This window comes from Mesorhizobium sp. (assembly GCF_004963255.1).
Classification (GTDB): domain Bacteria; phylum Pseudomonadota; class Alphaproteobacteria; order Rhizobiales; family Rhizobiaceae; genus Mesorhizobium.
The window spans coordinates 1-15,851 of sequence record NZ_SUGA01000018.1 but is presented as its reverse complement, the minus strand read 5'-3'; the positions used below and the strand labels follow the sequence as shown (position 1 = coordinate 15,851).

Sequence of the window (15,851 nt, the reverse complement as noted above, 5' to 3'; positions counted from 1 at the left end):
CTTGCCTCCAATGGCCGGCATTCGGCGCCAGGCGGCGCCATTGCCGGCCTATCCATGAAGAGCGGGGATCTGCGCCGTCTACCGCTTCAGCGCGATGCTGATGCCGCTGAGGTCGGCGTTGACCTGCAGGCCGACCTGCCTGCCGGTGAGCTCGAGCTGGGCGCCCTTGTCATTGGTCATGACGATCACCTGGGCGCCTTTGCCGACCGCGCCGCCGCCGCCGGCAGCTCCATAAACTCCTGTCACGTCGCTTGCGCGCCTGATATGGCGCACCCTGCCCTGGAAATAGGTCTTGGACGCGCCGAAGGCGAGGCCGCCCGAGACGCCGCCGACCGAGATCGGATAACGTTTGCCATGGAAGGTCAGCGTGCCCTCGCCGCCGGAGCCGCCGATGAAGAAGGCCGCCTTGTAGACGGAGAAACGGATCGTGCCGCTGTCGGCATGCGCGGCGCTGGCAATGCTCACGCCCGCGGCGGCGATTGCCGCGACCGCGACGGAACGGAACCTGGATGAAATCTGCATGACGGAACTCCTCAAGGATCGCCGCTTGCCCAACCGGCCGCGCACGTCGGCTTCAAATGTATAGCTGAACCGAATTGCCCCGCCATTGGTTCCCGGCACGCGGAGCGAAATCCGGCGGTCACGAAATGGCGAGCGAGGAGGGCGATGAGTGCACAGGCGTGTGCCGGCTGGTGGAGCTGAGGGGGATCGAACCCCTGACCTCATCATTGCGAACGATGCGCTCTCCCAGCTGAGCTACAGCCCCGTTCCAGCGGATGGGCTTGTATCGGTCGCGGCCGTTTGATGTCAAGGCGAAACGATGGCCTGACGCTATGCGCGAAGTCTGCGGGCCATGCCGGCTCGCCAAGCCGGCGGGCCTTGCCCGCACGCCAAGCAATGGCTACATGTCGGCGACAATTTGGAGACCGGCATGATCGCCCTTATTCAGACCATCGTCATGGCGCTTGATATCTACTGGTGGATCATCATCGCCTCGGCGATCTTTTCCTGGCTCTACGCCTTCAATGTCGTCAACTCGCGCAACCAGTTCGTCGGCAGCGTCGGCAACATGCTCTACCGGCTGACCGAGCCGGCCTTGCGCCCGATCCGCCGTTTCATGCCCGATCTCGGCGGCATCGACATTTCGCCGATCATCCTGCTGCTGATCCTTTTCTTCATCCGGCAGTTCCTGGTCACCACGGTCTGGTCCTGGGTCGTGGCCGGCGGCTGATGAGCACGCCGTTTCGGCTGCGCGACAACGGCATCGACCTTTTCGTGCGGCTGACGCCGAAAGCGGCGCTCGACCGGATCGACGGCGTCGAGACCGCCGCCGACGGGCGCAGTCACCTCAAAGCCCGCGTGCGCGCCGTGCCGGAAAACGGCGCCGCCAATCAAGCGCTGGAACGGATGATGGCCAAGGCGCTGGGTGTTCCCACGTCGGCCGTTTCGGTGGTCGCCGGTGGCACCTCGCGGCTGAAGACGCTGCGGGTCGTGGGCGATGCGGCTGAGTTGGCGAAAAGCGTTGAGGCACGTTTCAAGTAAAAGCAAAATCTGAGAGGCAGGCGGGACAGCGCCCCCCTCTGTCCTGCCGGACATCTCCCCCACAAGGGGGGAGATCAGATTTCGCGGCGGCTTTCGCCAATCTCCAGCGTTTCAGGATGAGCGAGGCGCCGAAACTGCCATCTCCCCCCTTGTGGGGGAGATGGCCGGCAGGCCAGAGGGGGGCGCGAAGGTTCGCCAGCCTCGACGGCGCAAGCCGCTGCATCGCTCAATCCCCCAGCGGCAGCTTCGGATCGTCCACCTTCAGCGTGTTCACGCTCTGCTTGATGCGGCGCAGGTTCTCCAGCACTTTCGGTCCGCGCGATTCCGCCACCGTGGTGGCGATCATGTCGACGATCGCCAGGAGCGCGTAGCGCGACGAGGTCGGCTTGTAGATGTTGCCGTCCTCGACCGACTGCAAAAGGATCACCGTGCCGGCGACCTTGGCCAGGGCCGAGTCAGGCGCGGTGATGGCGACGGTGGCGGCGCCATATTGCTGGGCGACCTCGACCGCCTCGATCACCGAGCGCGCATAGCCCGAGACCGAGAACGCAAGCAGCGTCGTCTCCGGGGTCGCGACGGCGGCATACATGCGCTGCAGCTGGCCGTCGGTCTGGGCGAGCGCCGAGAGACCGAGCCGGAACAGCCGGTTCTGCATCTCCGTCGCCATCATCGAGGAGATGCCGCCGGAGCCGATGCAGAGCACGTTGCCGGAGCTTGCAACCCGGGCGGCGACCTCCATCAGCGTCGTCATGTCGAGGTTTTCGCTGGCGCGCTGGATCGCGGCGATCGCCGCCTCGGTGATGGCCGAGGCGATGCGCTGCTCGCGCGCGTCGCGGCTGAGCGGCTCCGGCGACAGATACTGGCCGCCGATGGCGATCGCCTGCGCCAGGTAGAACTTGAAATCGCGCAAGCCCTCGCAGCCGAGATTGCGGCAGAAGCGGGTGACGGTCGGCTCGCTGACAGCGACGCGCGCGGCGATCTCCGAGATGGCCGCCTTCGACGCGAAATCGAGGTCGGAAAGCACCAGCCCCGCCAGCCGGCGGTCCGATTTGGTGCCGTCCTGCGATATCAGTTGCAGGCGGGTGATGATGTCGGCCGGGCTCTTCATCGTCTTCTCACAGCGGCAGGCCGGTCGCCTTGTCGAAGAGGTGGATGTTGCGCGGGTCGACACGCACCGGCAGCCGGTCGCCGGGCTTGACCTGCAGCCGGTCACGGAACACCGCGCGCACCGTGTCGTCGCCGACCGAGCCATAGACATGCGTTTCCGATCCGGTCGGCTCGACGACATCGACCTGGATGGCGATAGCATCATCGCCGGCGCCGACCATGAAATGCTCTGGGCGGATACCGGCTTCGACCGTGTCGCCGCCTGATGCCGCGTTGCCCGAGAGCGCCAGGCGGCCACCCCCACTGGTCTCGAACCAGGACTGGGCTCCGGCCGTCTTCAGCGCGCCAGAGACAAAGCTCATCGACGGCGAGCCGATGAAGCCGGCGACGAATTTGTTGGCCGGCCGGTCGTAAAGCTCCAGCGGCTGCCCGACCTGCTGGATGCGGCCGCGGTCCATCACCACGATGCGGTCGGCCATCGTCATCGCCTCGATCTGGTCGTGGGTGACATAGACGATGGTCGATTTCAGCCGCTGGTGCAGCGCCTTGATCTCAGTGCGCATCTGCACGCGCAATTGCGCGTCGAGATTGGAGAGCGGCTCGTCGAAGAGAAACACCGAAGGTTCGCGCACGATGGCGCGGCCCATGGCGACGCGCTGACGCTGGCCGCCCGAAAGCTGCCGCGGATAGCGGTCGAGATAGGAGAAGAGGTTGAGCACGCCCGAAGCCTTCTTCACCTTGTCGTCGATCGCGGCGCGGTTCTCGCCGCGGATCTTCGGGCCGAAGCCGATATTTTCCGAGGCCTTCAGATGCGGAAACAGCGCGTAAGACTGGAACACCATGGCGATGTTGCGCTTCTGCGGCGGCAGGTCGTTGGCGCGCGTGCCGCCAATGACGAGATCGCCGGAGGTGATCGTCTCCAGCCCCGCCAGCATGCGCAAAAGCGTGGACTTGCCGCAGCCGGACGGGCCGACCAGAACGACGAACTCGCCGGTCCGAATATCGAGGTTGATGTCCTCGAGGATTTTGTGCTGCCCGAAGGATTTCGACAGGTTGCGGAACTGGACGTCGGTCATGGTCACGCTCCCAATATGTCGTCGATGAATGGCAGGTAGCCGGCTGTCAGGCCGGCGTCCACGGGCACCACGGCGCCTGTTATGCCGGAAGCGCGGTCCGAGGCAAGGAAGGCGACAGCTTCGGCCACTTCCCGTGCATTGACGATGCGGCCGAGCGGATAGAGCCGCTTCAGCCGGCCGAGGATCTCCGGATCCTTGGCCAGGCGATGGTCCCAGGCGGCGGTGCGGATCGAGCCCGGGCACACGACATTGGCGCGCAACCCGCTGCGGCCGAGCTCGACGGCGACCGATTTGGCATAGGCGTTGATGCCGGCCTTGGCCGCCGCATAGGCCGGATTGCCGAAATGCGCGATAGCGTTGACCGAAGAGATGAAGACGACGCTGCCCGAACCGCGCCCCGCCATCGCCTTGATCAGCGGATCGGCGAAACTCATCACGCCGGTCAAATTGAGGTCGAGCTCCTGCTCGATCTTATCGGCCGTCAGCGCCGCCAGCGTCTCGGCGCGCGTCCAGCCGGCATTGTTGATCAGGATGTCGGGGACGCCATCTTGGTCGAGCAGCGCCGGGATCGCGGCTTCGATCGACGCCCGGTCGAGCAGGTTGAAGACATGGCGCGAGGCGATATGAGGGCTGGTCAACGCCTCCCCCGACTGGTCGCAGCCGACGATGCGCGCGCCGCGTTCGGCCATGAGCTCGACGATCGCCGAGCCGAGGCCGCCGCCGGCTCCGGTGACGACGACGGTCTTGCCTTCGAACTCGGCTGTCGAACCCACGCTGCGCCCTCCTCCACCCCCTCATTTTGAGCCAATAAGCTAACCAAGCAAATGTAATTAAGCAACATGATAATCCGCTTGCGTAGCGCCAAATCATGGATAATGTAGGAAAGTAACATAAATCCTGTGCTCACAAGGGCCAGGCGCCAATGTGCATCAATGGGAGAAATCAGATGAGCCTTGCGAAATGGACTGTCGGTCTGCTGGCCGGAATGAGCATGCTGGCGCTGGCAGCGCCAGCCGATGCGGGCGAGGTGCGCGTCACCGTCGCCGAATACAGCGCCAAGACCGGCCCCTATTTCGAAGCGGTGAAGAAGGAATTCGAGGCGGCCAATCCCGGCATCACCATCAAGTATGAAGTGGTGCCGTGGGATGTGCTGCTGCAGAAGCTCACCACCGACATCACCGCCGGCACCAATGCGGATCTCTCGATCATCGGCACGCGCTGGCTGATCGACTTCGTCCAGCAGGATGTCGCCGAGCCGCTCGACAGCTACATCAAGCCCGAGTTCAAGGACCGCTTTATCGACACATTCCTGCAGCCCTCCATCATGAATGGCCACACCTATGGCCTGCCGATCGCCGCCTCGGCGCGCGCCATGTATTATAACAAGGAGCTGTTCGAGAAGGCCGGCATCGCCAAGCCGCCGGCGACCTGGACCGAGCTGCAGGAGGACGCGCGCAAGATCAAGGCGGTCGGCGCCTTCGGCTTCGGCTTGCAGGGCAAGGAGATCGAGACCGACGTCTATTACTACTATGCGATGTGGTCGCAGGGCACTGAGATCCTCAACAAGGACGGCACCTCCGGTCTGAGCACGCCCGGCGCGCTCGAAGCGGCCAAGCTCTACAAGTCGATGATCGACGAGGGCCTGACTGAACCAGGCGTCACCTCCAACAACCGCGAGGACGTGCAGAACCTGTTCAAACAGGGCAAGGTCGGCATGATGATCACCGCGCCCTTCCTGTCCAACCAGATCAAGGAAGAAGCGCCGAACCTGAAATACGGCGTCGCCGCCATCCCTGCCGGCCCGACCGGTGCGCGCGGCACCTACGGCGTCACCGATTCGATCATCATGTTCAAGAACTCCAAGAACAAGGACGAGGCCTGGAAGCTGCTCGACTTCCTGTTCACCAAGGAGCAGCGCGCCAAGTTCACGCAGGGCGAAGGCTTCCTGCCGGTGAACAAGGAAGAGGCGAAGATGGACTATTACGTCAACAACGCCGACCTCGCCGCCTTCACCGCGTTGTTGCCCGACGCCCGCTTCGCGCCGGTCATCCCGGGCTGGGAAGAGATCGCCCAGATCACCTCGGACGCCATGCAGAAGATCTATCTCGGCGGCGACCCCGAGGCCGGCCTGAAGGAAGCGGCGGCCAAGGCCAACGCCGTGCTCAAGAAATAAGGGCGTATCTCCCTGCGCCCGTGGCGCGCCCTACCCCCGCGGGGCGCGCCACATCTTTGCAGCCTCCTTTCCTCTCCCTCCGGAGGGGGGAGAGGTGGCTCGGCAAAGCCGAGACGGAGTGGGGGAACCACTTGGCGACCGCCGCGGACGGACATAGGAAAGGGCAAGCCTCGCCTTGCGCCAGGGGTTCGACCCCCACTCCGTCGAGCTTCGCTCGACACCTCTCCCCCGATCGACGGGGGAGAGGAAGGGCTCTCGTCCGCGACCGCCGCGGGGGACGGGCAGACAGGCGAGGAGCAGTGCCGGCGCTTGCAAGGAGGCGATGTCCTGAGAAGAACGAGGCGGGATTAAGTCAGTCTGTTAAGCTCAATTTCCAACCGCAACGCGGTACCAACCAGCCGATGCAAAATCGTTTCCTGCCCTATCTGCTGACGCTCCCCAGCCTGCTGCTCGCGGCGGTCGTGATCTTCTGGCCGGTCTGGGACCTGATCCAGATCTCGACGCACGAGGTCAACCGCTTCGGCCAGCTTCGCGAATTCAGCGGCCTGGCCAATTTCTCGGCGCTTGCCGCCGACCCGGATTTCGTCGCGGCGCTCTGGCGCACCGGGCTGTGGACCGTGCTGGTCGTCGGCGGCGCGCTGCTCCTGTCGATCCCTGTGGCGATGATCCTCAACATGGATTTCTACGGCCGTGGCCTCGCCCGCGTCATCATCATGCTGCCCTGGGCGGTGTCGCTGACCATGACCGCGGTGGTCTGGCGCTGGGCGCTCAACGGCGAAAGCGGCATGCTGAATTCGGCGTTGATGAAGCTCGGCCTGATCAGCCAGAACATCCAGTGGCTGGCGAGCGCCGAGACCGCCTTCCCGATGCAGGTGCTGATCGGCATATTGGTGACCGCGCCCTTCACCACCACGATTTTCCTCGGCGGCTTGTCTTCGATCCCCGACGATCTCTATGAGGCGGCCGCGCTGGAGGGCGCGACACTGTTCCAGCAGTTCCGCGAGATCACCTTTCCGCTGCTCAAACCCTTCATCAACATCGCGATCGTGCTCAACACCATCTATGTCTTCAACTCCTTCCCGATCATCTGGGTCATGACTCAAGGCGGGCCGGCGAACTCTACGGACATATTGGTGACGCATCTCTACAAGCTCGCTTTCCGCATCGGCAAACTGGGCGAGGCCTCCGCCGTGTCGCTGGTGATGTTCGCGATCCTGCTCGTCTTCACCATGATCTATGTGCGCCTCGCCATGCGGGAGCAGCGCGCATGACGCCGAAGCTGAAACGCACCATCATCGCCTGGCTGCTGCTGGCCCCGTTGATCGTGGTGACGATCTTCCCCTTCGCGGTGATGTTTCTCACCGCCGTCAAGCCGCGCACCGAGGTGCTGACGCCCACCTGGTGGCCGAGCGAATTCCACTGGTCGAATTTTGCCGACATGTGGGTGGCGACCGGCTTTGGCCAGGCGCTTGTGAATTCGCTTTATGTCTCGGCGCTGGCGACGATCGGCGCGATCCTGATCTCGGTTCCGGCCGCCTACGCCATGTCGCGCTTCCGCTTTGCCGGCTATGGCGCCTTCCGCCAGTTCCTGCTGATCTCGCAGATGATCTCGCCGATCGTGCTGGTGCTCGGCCTATTTAGGCTGATGGCCGCCTGGGGCCTGGTCGAGTCGACGACCGCGCTCGGCTTCATCTACATGGCCTTCAACGTCGCCTTCACGGTGTGGATGCTGCAGAGCTATTTCGACACCATCCCGCGCGATCTCGAGGAGGCGGCCTGGATGGAAGGCGCCGGCCGCTGGCTGACCTTGCGCAAGGTGTTCCTGCCGCTCTGCCTGCCGGCGATCGCGGTGACGGCGATCTTCACTTTCATCAACGCCTGGAACGAGTTCGTGGTCGCGCTCACCATGCTGCGCAGCCAGGAGAGCTATACGCTGCCGATCCAGGTTTTCTCGCTCGTCGCCGGCCGCTATACGATCGAATGGCACCATGTCATGGCCGCCACGCTGCTGGCGACGCTGCCGGTGGCGATCCTCTTCATCTGGCTGCAGCGCTACCTCGTCCGGGGCCTTGCGCTCGGGGCCGTCAAATAGCAATCCCGGCAATTCCAGGAATACGCAGCGGTTTTCGTCCGGAATCGCAAAAACAAGAAGTCTAGGGAGCGTTCATGCGCATCTTCACCGCCTCGCTGGCGACGGAAACCAACACCTTTTCGCCGGTGCCGACCGACCGGGCTTCTTTCGAGATGGCCTTCTATGCCGGACCGGACAAACATCCGGAGACGCCGACGCTGTGCTCCTCGCCGATCGTCGCGCTGCGCAAGCGCGCCGCGAAGGAAGGGCTCACCGTCATCGAAGGCACCGCGACCTGGGCCGAGCCCGGCGGCCTGGTGCAGCGCCAGACCTATGAGGCGCTGCGCGACGAGATTCTCGATCAGCTGAGGGCGGCGCTACCGGTCGATGCGGTGATCCTTGGCCTGCATGGCGCGATGGTCGCGCAAGGCTATGACGATTGCGAAGGCGATCTGCTGGAGCGTGTCCGCGCCATCGTCGGGCCGAAGGTGGTGATCGCCTCGGAGTTCGATCCGCACAGCCACCTGACGCCGAAGCGCGTGGCGGCCTGCGATGTCATGGCCTATTTCCTCGAATTCCCGCACACCGATTTCTACGAACGCGGCGAACATGTCGTCGAGCTCGGCCTCGCAGCGGCGCGCGGCGAGATCAGGCCGGTGATCTCGACCTTCGACTGCCGCATGATCCAGGTGCTGCCGACCAGCCGCGAGCCGATGCGCTCCTTCGTCGACAGGATCAAGGCGCTGCACGGCAAGGACGGCGTGCTGTCGGTCTCGGTCATCCACGGCTTCATGGCCGCCGACGTGCCGGAGATGGGCACGCGCATCCTGGTCGTCACCGACAACGACAAGGCAAAGGGAGACAAGCTCGCCGAAACGCTGGGCCGCGAGCTCTATGCCTTGCGCGAACAGACGGCGATGACGATGCTTTCCTCCCCCGCCGGCATCGAGCGAGCGCTTGCCGTCCGCGCTTCGCGACAGGACAAGCCGGTGGTGATCGCCGACATCTGGGACAATCCCGGCGGCGGCGTGCCGGGCGACGGCACGATCGTGTTGCGCGAGCTGCTCAAGCGCGGGGTGAACAAGGTCGGCGTGGCGACGATCTGGGACCCGATCGCGGTAACCTTCTGCCACGCCGCCGGCGAGGGCGCGGTCATCGATCTGCGCTTCGGCGGCAAGGCCGGCCCTCAGGCCGGCGAGCCGATCGATGCGCGCGTCACCGTGCTGAAGACGACCAACGAAGGCTGGCAAAGCTTCGGGCCGAGCCGGGTGACATTGGGGCCGTCGGCGGTGGTGCGCATCGAAGGCACCGAAGTCGACGTGATCCTGAACACCAACCGTACCCAGACCTTCGAGCCGGATGTCTTCTCCAACATCGGCATCGATCCGATGGGCAAGGACATCCTCTTGATCAAGTCGACGAACCATTTCTACGCCGGCTTCGAGCCGATCGCCGCCGAGATCATCTATGTCGCGGCGCCGAGCTCCTATCCGAGCAATCCGGCGAAGACGGATTATCGGAAGCTGACGAGGCCGATCTGGCCGCGGGTGGCGGATCCGTGGAGCGCCTCCCCTTCTCCCCTTGTGGGAGAAGGTGTCGCCGAAGGCGACGGATGAGGGGTGTTCCAGCGGAGTGAGGCGCTGGCGTTCCCTGGAACACCCCTCATCCGTCTCGGCGCTGCGCGCCGATCCACCTTCTCCCACAAGGGGAGAAGGGGAAGCCGGCGCTACACCAACCCCCGCTTCACCATCATCGCGCCCGGCGAAGGCATCTTCCCCCGGAACGCGGTGTAAAGCTCCTCCGGATCCTTCGAACCGCCCGCGGCATAGATGTTTTTCCGCAGCCGCTCGGCCAATTCCGGATTGAAGGCATCGCCCGTCTCCTCGAAAGCCGAGAAGGCGTCCGCGTCGAGCACTTCCGACCACATGTAGGAATAATAGCCGGCTGAATATCCGTCGCCGGCGAAGACATGGCCGAAATGCGGGGTGCGGTGGCGCATCGCGATCGCGTCGGGCATATGGAGCTTTTCGAGCGTCTCAGCCTCGAACCGAAGCGGCTCCGCAGGCGCATCCGGCCTTGCATGATGGGCCATGTCGATCAGCGCCGAGGCGGTGAACTCGACCGTGGCGAAGCCGGCGCCGAAGGTGCGGGTCGCAAGCATCTTGTCGAGCAGCGCCTTCGGCATCGGCTTGCCGGTCTTGACGTGCAGCGCGTGCTTTTCCAGCACTGCGGGCACCGTCAGCCAATGCTCGTAAAGCTGCGAGGGCAGTTCGACGAAGTCGCGGCTGACCGACGTTCCCGAGACCGACGGCCAGGTGACGTCGGTCAGCATGCCGTGCAGCGCATGGCCGAATTCATGGAACAGCGTCTTCGCCTCATCGACCGACAGCAGCGCCGCTTCGCCGGCCGGCGACTTGGCGAAGTTCATGATGTTGTAGATCACCGGCTTGGAACCATGACCGAGCTTGTAGCCGGATTTCAGCGCGCTCATCCAGGCGCCGGAACGTTTTGACGGACGTGCGAAATAATCGGCCAGGAACAGGCCGCGCTCGCTGCCGTCGGCATTCTTCACCACGAACGCGCGGGCGTCCGGATGCCAAACCGTGACCCCCTTCTTCTCCTCGAAAGTGATGCCGAACAGTTTCGTGGCGACATCGAAACAGGCCTCGATGACGTGCTCGAGCTGCAGGTAGGGCTTCAGCTCCGCCTCGTCGAAGGCGAATTTTTCGGCACGCAGCTTCTCCTGGTAGAAGCGCCAGTCCCAGGCCGCGAATTTCTCGTTGCTGCCGGCTTCCGCCGCCAGCCGTTCCAGCTCTTTCTGGTCGGCGGCGGCTTTTTCCAGCGCCTTCTCCCACACCGGATCGAGCAGCTCGTGCACCGCCTTCGGGGTCTTCGCCATCGTATCGTCGAGCTTCAGCGCCGCGAAGGAATCATAGCCCAGAAGCTTCGCCTTCTCGGCGCGCAGCTTCAGCATGTCGCGCACGACATCGGTGTTGTCGGAGGCGCCGCCATTCTGGCCGCGCATGATGAAAGCTTTGAACGCGATCTCGCGCAGGTCGCGGCGCTCGGAGAAGGTCGAGAACGGCTCGTAGATCGAGCGCGACAGCGTCACCGCGTAGCGGCCCTTCTGCCCGCGCATCTCGGCCGCCTCGGCCATGGCGCTCTTCAAGAAATCCGGCAGGCCGGCAAGATCGGCCTCGTCGAGGAACAGCGCCCAGTCGCGTTCGTCGGCGAGCACGTTCTGGCCGAACTTGGTCCCGAGCGAGGAGAGCTCTTCATTGATGGCCGCAAGCCGCTTCTTGCCGTCGGCATCGAGCTTGGCGCCCGACCGAACAAATCCCTTCCAGGTCTTCTCCAGCACCCGCAGCGTTTCGGCATCGAGCTTCAGGCTATTGCGCCGCTGGTAGAGATCGTCGATGCGGGCAAACAGCTTCTCGTTCATCGAGATCGCCGAGAAATGCCGCGACATCTTTGGCGAAACCTCGCGTTCCATCGCCTGGATCGTGTCGTTGGTATGAGCGCCGGCGCGGCACCAGAAGATCGACGAGACATGGTCGAGCGGCTCGCCGGCGAGCTCAAGCGCGGCAAGCGTGTTCTCGATGGTCGGCGTCTCGCTGTTGCCGGCGATGGCGTCGATCTCGGCCTGATGCGCCGCCAGCGCCGCGTCGAAGACCGGGCCGAAATCATTGTCGCCGATGCGCGAGAAGTCCGGCAGGCCGAGCGGACCTTGCCAAAGGGTCAGCGGATGGGCGGCGAGGTCGACGGCTTTTGAAGATGACATGAGCGATTCCGGTGGACTGATTTGGAGGCGGGCTGCCTCGGATGTAGGGCGATGCCGCGCGCCGCGCAACGCGGACCTCGCCTCAATAGCCGCTGCAGTCCTGCGCCACCGCTGTCTGCGTGCTGGCGACGATGCGCCCGCGGGCGACGGTGAAGGTCTCGCGCATCAGCGTATCGTTGTTGGGAAAATCATAACAGGCGAGCACCGTGGTCTCGCCGTTCTCGCTCTTTTCGATGCGATGGCGGATCGCCGCACCCGCGACCGCGCCCTGCCATTCGTCGATCGAGGCGATGAAATCCTCTTTGGTCTGGACGACGCCGATGTCGTCGAGCTTCATGCGCACGTCGTCGGCAAGCAGGTCGGACAATTCGCTGCGGTCGGCGACCAGCAGCGCCGAGTACCAGCGATCGATGATGGCGCCATCATCGGCGCTGGCGCGGACGAGCGAGGACATGAGCAGCGTCGCCGCCAGAACGATCCTCCAGCTGATCCGGTGCATCACGCCTCCGTTAAAGCTCCGGCCGCTCGAAATCGCCGGTTTCCTTGTTCATCACCCACAGCTCCCCGGTCGAGATGTCGAACCACGCGCCGTAGAGCGAGAGCCTGCCCTTGCCTTCGAGGATCGAGACACAGGGAAAGGTCCTGAGATTGGCGATGGAGTAGCGGACAGAAATACGCTCCAGCGCCGTCTGGCGCTCGGTCGCCGTCATCATTGTGCTGGAGGCCACGGTCTCGGCGGCTGGCGCGATCAGGCTCATCCATTTGCCGATGAAGTCGCCGGGCGACAGCGGCGCGGAGTTGGCGTCGAGCGCGGCGCGGATGCCGCCGCAGCGGCCGTGGCCCATCACCACGATGTTCTTCACCTTCAGGCTCCGCACGGCGAATTCGAGCGCGGCCGAGGTCGAGTGGTACTCGCCGTCCGGCTCGTAGGGCGGCACCAGATTGGCGACATTGCGCAGCACGAAGAGTTCGCCGGGACCGGCATCGAAGATCGCTTCCGGCGCCGAGCGCGAATCGCAGCAGGCGACGATCATCGTCTCGGGCGCCTGGCCGTCGCGCGCCAGCGAGCGATAGCGGTCGCTTTCGGTGGGGTAGCGGCCACTCATGAAGTTGCGATAGCCGGCGAGGAGGTGCTCGGGGAGGTGAGGCATGGGCGGCTAGAGCCTTTCCGGGGGTTGGAGGCGGCAGCTCGTTGCGATCGAAAAAGCCTCTAGCGGCAAATGCAGGTCGTGGGCAATGCCGAATTGCGGATGGCGGCGTCGCAATCGCGTGCCGCCACAAAGCTGCGCGGCCGATTTTGCCTCAAGCCCAGATGGCGACGGGTATGCCGAAACGATCGGCCAGAGGTGGGTCGGGCGAAGGCCGCGCCGCGCCGCTGGCGATACGCCCGGCAATCAGCATCATCGCCGCCGCGTCGAGGAAGTCGTCGCTCGCAGCACCCCGCGGCGGCGCCTGATCGAGGAAGCGCTTCTGATAGCCATGCCGGCAAAGCAGCGTCTTGCGCTCCTCCATGCCGGCCGGGTTGACCGCGCCCTTTATCTTCTTCGGCAGCGCCATCGCAGTACCGCCATTCAGCCGGCAGAACGCCACTTCCGGATGCGATTCGAAGACGCGGCCGCGCAGTTCGGGCCGCGCGATCAACAGCTGATCGATCTCGCGGATCTTGGCAAAGATGCCGAAAGCCTGGATGGAAACGCCGCGCGGCGGGTCGGAGGTCCCCATTGCCACCGCGCTTGCCCGCCGGTGCGCTTCATACCAGGCCTCGATGGTGGTGAAATCGCTGGTGTCGGCATAAAGCGCGGCGCGCGAGGGAATGGCGAACACGCTCGATTGCCTTGCCCCGAGCAGCGGCCGCACCAGCGCTTCCGGCCCGCGGCCGCCCTTGCTCGAAAACTCCGGCAGGCCGATCGGCATGTCGACGGCGATCAATGCATCGGGCAGCGCATCGAGCAGCGTGTGAAAACTCGGGAAGACGGAGACGGATGGCGCGGCGTCCGCTACGCGGTGGACCGCGATCCAGCCGGCCTTGCAGCCGTCGACGCCGGCCAGCGCGTGGCCGACCAGTTTCACGCCCGCTTGTCCCGCCCCGGATGCAGCAGATGGCGCAGCTGCACCATGGCCATCGGATGCGACAGGCTCTGCGCATCGGTTTCGAGCTGCAGCTCGTCGCCGCCGCGTTTCGCGGTGCGGGCGAGAATCTCGTAGACGGCCGCCGTGGTCGATTGCAGCGCCTTGACCGGCGCCTGGCCGGAGAGAATCCGCGCCAAATAGACTGCGGCCGTCAGGTCACCCAGCCCGTTTGGCGGCCTCTCGATCACACGGTGTTCCGCAAGCAGCGCCTGGCTGCCGTCGAGCAGGAAATTGCCGATGCCGCCCGCCATCATCGCCGGCGCCGAGGTCACCAGCATGGTAGAGGGCCCGGCATGAAGGGCGGCCGCCGTCACCGCCTTGATGTCGGGCAGCGGCGCGCCCGCCATCCATTCCAGCTCATAGCGGTTCGGCGTCGCGATATCCGCGATAGGCATCAATTTGTCGCGCATGGCGGCGGCGGTCGACTCAGGCACATAGAGCCCGCCGGAATCGCCCATCACCGGGTCGCAGACGTAAAGCGCGTTCGGCGTCTTTTCCTTGACGGCGGCGACAAGCGAGGCGACGGCTTCCGCCTGGCCCGCTTCGCCGAGATAGCCCGAAAGCACGGCCCGCACCTCGCCCAGCCAGGGCGCCCGCTCGAGATCGGCCATCAGCGCCTTGAACTGGTCGAGCGGCGGCACGATGCGCGTGGCTCGGCTGTGCCCTGGATGCCAGGGCAGGATGACGGTCGGCACCGCCCAGACCGGGAAACCCAGCGTCTCCAGCGCGAACACCGCGGCCCGATTGCCGACCGAGCCCCGGGCGACATGGCTGGAGATGACGATGACCGCGCGCGGCGCGTCGGTTTTTTCTGCATTCATGAGGCTTGATTCCTAACCGCCACGCGTGGCGGCATACACCAGCCAGGCCAATAGCCCAATGGCAATGACGAAGCCGAGCGTTCGGCCAATGCGGGTTCCCCAATATTCGATGGGATCGGCGCGATCGGTGTCGGCGGCGGTTACGCGGTCGCGCGCGTCCTTCGCCGCGCGAGCGATGAACGACGCGCCGCCCGGCGACGTCTCCTGTTGCACGCGTTCGAGGATGCGGCGCGACTCGGCCTCGTCGTCCCGGCGCTCTGCCATGGCAATTGCCCTTTCCGGCCCGCAGCTTAACTTGTTCGCGCCGCCATTCACAGTGTCTCGCGGCTGAACCGGGACCGGCGTCATGCGCCGGACATTTTCTTGCGCCTGGATTGTGGTAATGCTTCGCATGCAACTTCTGTCGAGGGACCATTCATGATTACCGAGCGCCTCTCACCACCTTCCGTCTTCCGCAATCTGCCCGCCTTCCTGATGATGGCTTTCGTGCTGCCGCTGCTTGCCGGTTGCGGCTACAACACCATTCCGACCGCGGAAGAGAACGCCAGGGCGGCCTGGAGCGAGGTGCTCAATCAGTATCAGCGCCGTTCCGATCTGATCCCGAACCTGGTCGAGACGGTGAAGGGCTATGCCTCGCATGAGAAGGACACGCTCGACGCGGTCGTTCAGGCGCGCGCCAAGGCGACGCAGATCACCGTGACCCCGGAGACGCTGAAGGACCCGGACGCGCTGAAGAAGTTCCAGGATGCCCAGGCCGGACTGACCAGCGCGCTGTCGCGTCTGATCGCGGTCTCGGAAGCCTATCCCGACCTCAAGGCCAACCAGAATTTCCTCGCGCTGCAGGCGCAGCTCGAAGGCACCGAGAACCGCATCGCCGTCGCGCGGCGCGACTACATCCAGGCGGTGAGGGACTACAATCTGACGCTGAAGACCTTCCCGTCCGTGCTGTGGGCGACCTTCTGGTTCCGCGGCAACGAGCCCTTCGCCAACTTCACCGTCGACGAGGACAAGATGCAGGTGCCGAAGGTCGATTTCGGCACCAGCACCACCAAGCAGGGTGGGTGAGCGGACATTTAATCGAGCCTGTCAGCCTTGCGTTCCTTCGCGCCCCCCTCTGGCCTGCCGGCCATCTCCCCCACAAGGGGGGAGA

The 15,851-nt window shown here is 64.7% G+C and carries 17 protein-coding genes and 1 tRNA gene; 7 read left to right on the top strand and 11 right to left on the bottom strand.

The features are described from left to right. Positions 1-78: 78 nt before the first annotated feature. Together E5X34_RS19015 and E5X34_RS19010 are read right to left on the bottom strand one after the other, a co-directional pair. Positions 79-522, bottom strand: a complete 444-nt coding sequence (locus E5X34_RS19015) for a hypothetical protein (protein WP_042645592.1) — start codon at positions 520-522, stop codon at positions 79-81. 168 nt (positions 523-690) lie between these two features. Beyond that, positions 691-766, bottom strand: a tRNA-Ala gene (locus E5X34_RS19010). A 165-nt stretch (positions 767-931) separates the two neighbouring features. On the opposite strand from E5X34_RS19010, the gene E5X34_RS19005 reads away from it, so the two are divergent. After that, positions 932-1,231, top strand: coding sequence for a YggT family protein (locus tag E5X34_RS19005; protein WP_042645595.1), 300 nt, complete (start codon positions 932-934; stop codon positions 1,229-1,231). Next, a complete protein-coding gene (locus E5X34_RS19000) occupies positions 1,231-1,542 on the top strand; it encodes a DUF167 family protein (RefSeq protein ID WP_292567797.1) in 312 nt (103 codons plus the stop codon). Before E5X34_RS19005 ends, E5X34_RS19000 begins: the two co-directional genes overlap by 1 nt. Positions 1,543-1,768: 226 nt before the next feature. Here E5X34_RS19000 and E5X34_RS18995 read toward each other — a convergent pair whose 3' ends face one another. From E5X34_RS18995 to E5X34_RS18985, 3 genes are read right to left on the bottom strand one after another with little or no spacing between them, the layout of a single operon-like run. Then, positions 1,769-2,650 carry a MurR/RpiR family transcriptional regulator gene (locus E5X34_RS18995; protein WP_292567795.1) on the bottom strand — a complete coding sequence of 294 codons (882 nt, stop codon included), beginning with the start codon at positions 2,648-2,650 and terminating at the stop codon, positions 1,769-1,771. A gap of 7 nt (positions 2,651-2,657) precedes the next feature. Next, positions 2,658-3,725 carry a sn-glycerol-3-phosphate ABC transporter ATP-binding protein UgpC gene (gene ugpC / locus E5X34_RS18990; protein WP_292567793.1) on the bottom strand — a complete coding sequence of 356 codons (1,068 nt, stop codon included), beginning with the start codon at positions 3,723-3,725 and terminating at the stop codon, positions 2,658-2,660. A 2-nt stretch (positions 3,726-3,727) separates the two neighbouring features. Then, entirely contained in the window at positions 3,728-4,498 is a 771-nt protein-coding gene (locus tag E5X34_RS18985; RefSeq protein WP_292567791.1) for an SDR family oxidoreductase, read from the bottom strand. Between the two features lie 173 nt (positions 4,499-4,671). On the opposite strand from E5X34_RS18985, the gene E5X34_RS18980 reads away from it, so the two are divergent. The 4 genes from E5X34_RS18980 to E5X34_RS18965 all read left to right on the top strand — a co-directional run bounded on the left by E5X34_RS18980 (position 4,672) and on the right by E5X34_RS18965 (position 9,585). Next, positions 4,672-5,898 (top strand): sugar ABC transporter substrate-binding protein, encoded by a 1,227-nt coding sequence (locus E5X34_RS18980; protein ID WP_292567789.1) that lies wholly within the window; start codon positions 4,672-4,674, stop codon positions 5,896-5,898. Between the two features lie 401 nt (positions 5,899-6,299). Further along, positions 6,300-7,169, top strand: coding sequence for a sugar ABC transporter permease (locus E5X34_RS18975; protein ID WP_292567787.1), 870 nt, complete (start codon positions 6,300-6,302; stop codon positions 7,167-7,169). After that, positions 7,166-7,990: a carbohydrate ABC transporter permease gene (locus E5X34_RS18970; protein WP_292567785.1), complete on the top strand. Its 825-nt coding sequence runs from the start codon at positions 7,166-7,168 to the stop codon at positions 7,988-7,990. Before E5X34_RS18975 ends, E5X34_RS18970 begins: the two co-directional genes overlap by 4 nt. Before the next feature lie 74 nt (positions 7,991-8,064). Continuing rightward, positions 8,065-9,585 (top strand): M81 family metallopeptidase, encoded by a 1,521-nt coding sequence (locus E5X34_RS18965; protein ID WP_292567783.1) that lies wholly within the window; start codon positions 8,065-8,067, stop codon positions 9,583-9,585. Positions 9,586-9,695: 110 nt separating this feature from the next. Here the strand turns inward: E5X34_RS18965 and E5X34_RS18960 are convergent, their stop codons facing one another. The 6 genes from E5X34_RS18960 to E5X34_RS18935 all read right to left on the bottom strand — a co-directional run bounded on the left by E5X34_RS18960 (position 9,696) and on the right by E5X34_RS18935 (position 15,094). Continuing rightward, positions 9,696-11,750 carry a M3 family metallopeptidase gene (locus E5X34_RS18960; protein WP_292567781.1) on the bottom strand — a complete coding sequence of 685 codons (2,055 nt, stop codon included), beginning with the start codon at positions 11,748-11,750 and terminating at the stop codon, positions 9,696-9,698. A gap of 82 nt (positions 11,751-11,832) precedes the next feature. After that, positions 11,833-12,249 carry a nuclear transport factor 2 family protein gene (locus E5X34_RS18955; protein ID WP_292567779.1) on the bottom strand — a complete coding sequence of 139 codons (417 nt, stop codon included), beginning with the start codon at positions 12,247-12,249 and terminating at the stop codon, positions 11,833-11,835. Positions 12,250-12,259: 10 nt separating this feature from the next. Continuing rightward, on the bottom strand, positions 12,260-12,901 hold the full coding sequence (locus E5X34_RS18950; RefSeq protein WP_292567777.1) for a carbonic anhydrase: 642 nt from the start codon (positions 12,899-12,901) through the stop codon (positions 12,260-12,262). A gap of 151 nt (positions 12,902-13,052) precedes the next feature. After that, positions 13,053-13,820, bottom strand: coding sequence for a DUF429 domain-containing protein (locus tag E5X34_RS18945; protein ID WP_292567775.1), 768 nt, complete (start codon positions 13,818-13,820; stop codon positions 13,053-13,055). After that, a complete protein-coding gene (gene pdxY, locus E5X34_RS18940) occupies positions 13,817-14,701 on the bottom strand; it encodes a pyridoxal kinase PdxY (protein ID WP_042645579.1) in 885 nt (294 codons plus the stop codon). The genes E5X34_RS18945 and pdxY overlap by 4 nt, the downstream gene beginning before the upstream one ends. 12 nt (positions 14,702-14,713) lie before the next feature. Next, positions 14,714-15,094 (bottom strand): hypothetical protein, encoded by a 381-nt coding sequence (locus E5X34_RS18935; protein WP_366664886.1) that lies wholly within the window; start codon positions 15,092-15,094, stop codon positions 14,714-14,716. A gap of 24 nt (positions 15,095-15,118) precedes the next feature. Here E5X34_RS18935 and E5X34_RS18930 point away from each other — a divergent pair, with 24 nt between their 5' ends. Beyond that, on the top strand, positions 15,119-15,766 hold the full coding sequence (locus tag E5X34_RS18930; RefSeq protein WP_126063721.1) for a LemA family protein: 648 nt from the start codon (positions 15,119-15,121) through the stop codon (positions 15,764-15,766). Positions 15,767-15,851 lie beyond the last annotated feature (85 nt).

Coding starts and splice junctions, on each gene's coding strand:
- E5X34_RS19015 (WP_042645592.1), bottom strand. CDS start 522: ATGCAGATTTCATCCAGGTTCCGTTCCGTCGCGGTCGCGGCAATCGCC.
- E5X34_RS19005 (WP_042645595.1), top strand. CDS start 932: ATGATCGCCCTTATTCAGACCATCGTCATGGCGCTTGATATCTACTGG.
- E5X34_RS19000 (WP_292567797.1), top strand. CDS start 1,231: ATGAGCACGCCGTTTCGGCTGCGCGACAACGGCATCGACCTTTTCGTG.
- E5X34_RS18995 (WP_292567795.1), bottom strand. CDS start 2,650: ATGAAGAGCCCGGCCGACATCATCACCCGCCTGCAACTGATATCGCAG.
- ugpC (WP_292567793.1), bottom strand. CDS start 3,725: ATGACCGACGTCCAGTTCCGCAACCTGTCGAAATCCTTCGGGCAGCAC.
- E5X34_RS18980 (WP_292567789.1), top strand. CDS start 4,672: ATGAGCCTTGCGAAATGGACTGTCGGTCTGCTGGCCGGAATGAGCATG.
- E5X34_RS18975 (WP_292567787.1), top strand. CDS start 6,300: ATGCAAAATCGTTTCCTGCCCTATCTGCTGACGCTCCCCAGCCTGCTG.
- E5X34_RS18970 (WP_292567785.1), top strand. CDS start 7,166: ATGACGCCGAAGCTGAAACGCACCATCATCGCCTGGCTGCTGCTGGCC.
- E5X34_RS18965 (WP_292567783.1), top strand. CDS start 8,065: ATGCGCATCTTCACCGCCTCGCTGGCGACGGAAACCAACACCTTTTCG.
- E5X34_RS18960 (WP_292567781.1), bottom strand. CDS start 11,750: ATGTCATCTTCAAAAGCCGTCGACCTCGCCGCCCATCCGCTGACCCTT.
- E5X34_RS18955 (WP_292567779.1), bottom strand. CDS start 12,249: ATGCACCGGATCAGCTGGAGGATCGTTCTGGCGGCGACGCTGCTCATG.
- E5X34_RS18950 (WP_292567777.1), bottom strand. CDS start 12,901: ATGCCTCACCTCCCCGAGCACCTCCTCGCCGGCTATCGCAACTTCATG.
- pdxY (WP_042645579.1), bottom strand. CDS start 14,701: ATGAATGCAGAAAAAACCGACGCGCCGCGCGCGGTCATCGTCATCTCC.
- E5X34_RS18935 (WP_366664886.1), bottom strand. CDS start 15,094: ATGCGAAGCATTACCACAATCCAGGCGCAAGAAAATGTCCGGCGCATG.
- E5X34_RS18930 (WP_126063721.1), top strand. CDS start 15,119: ATGATTACCGAGCGCCTCTCACCACCTTCCGTCTTCCGCAATCTGCCC.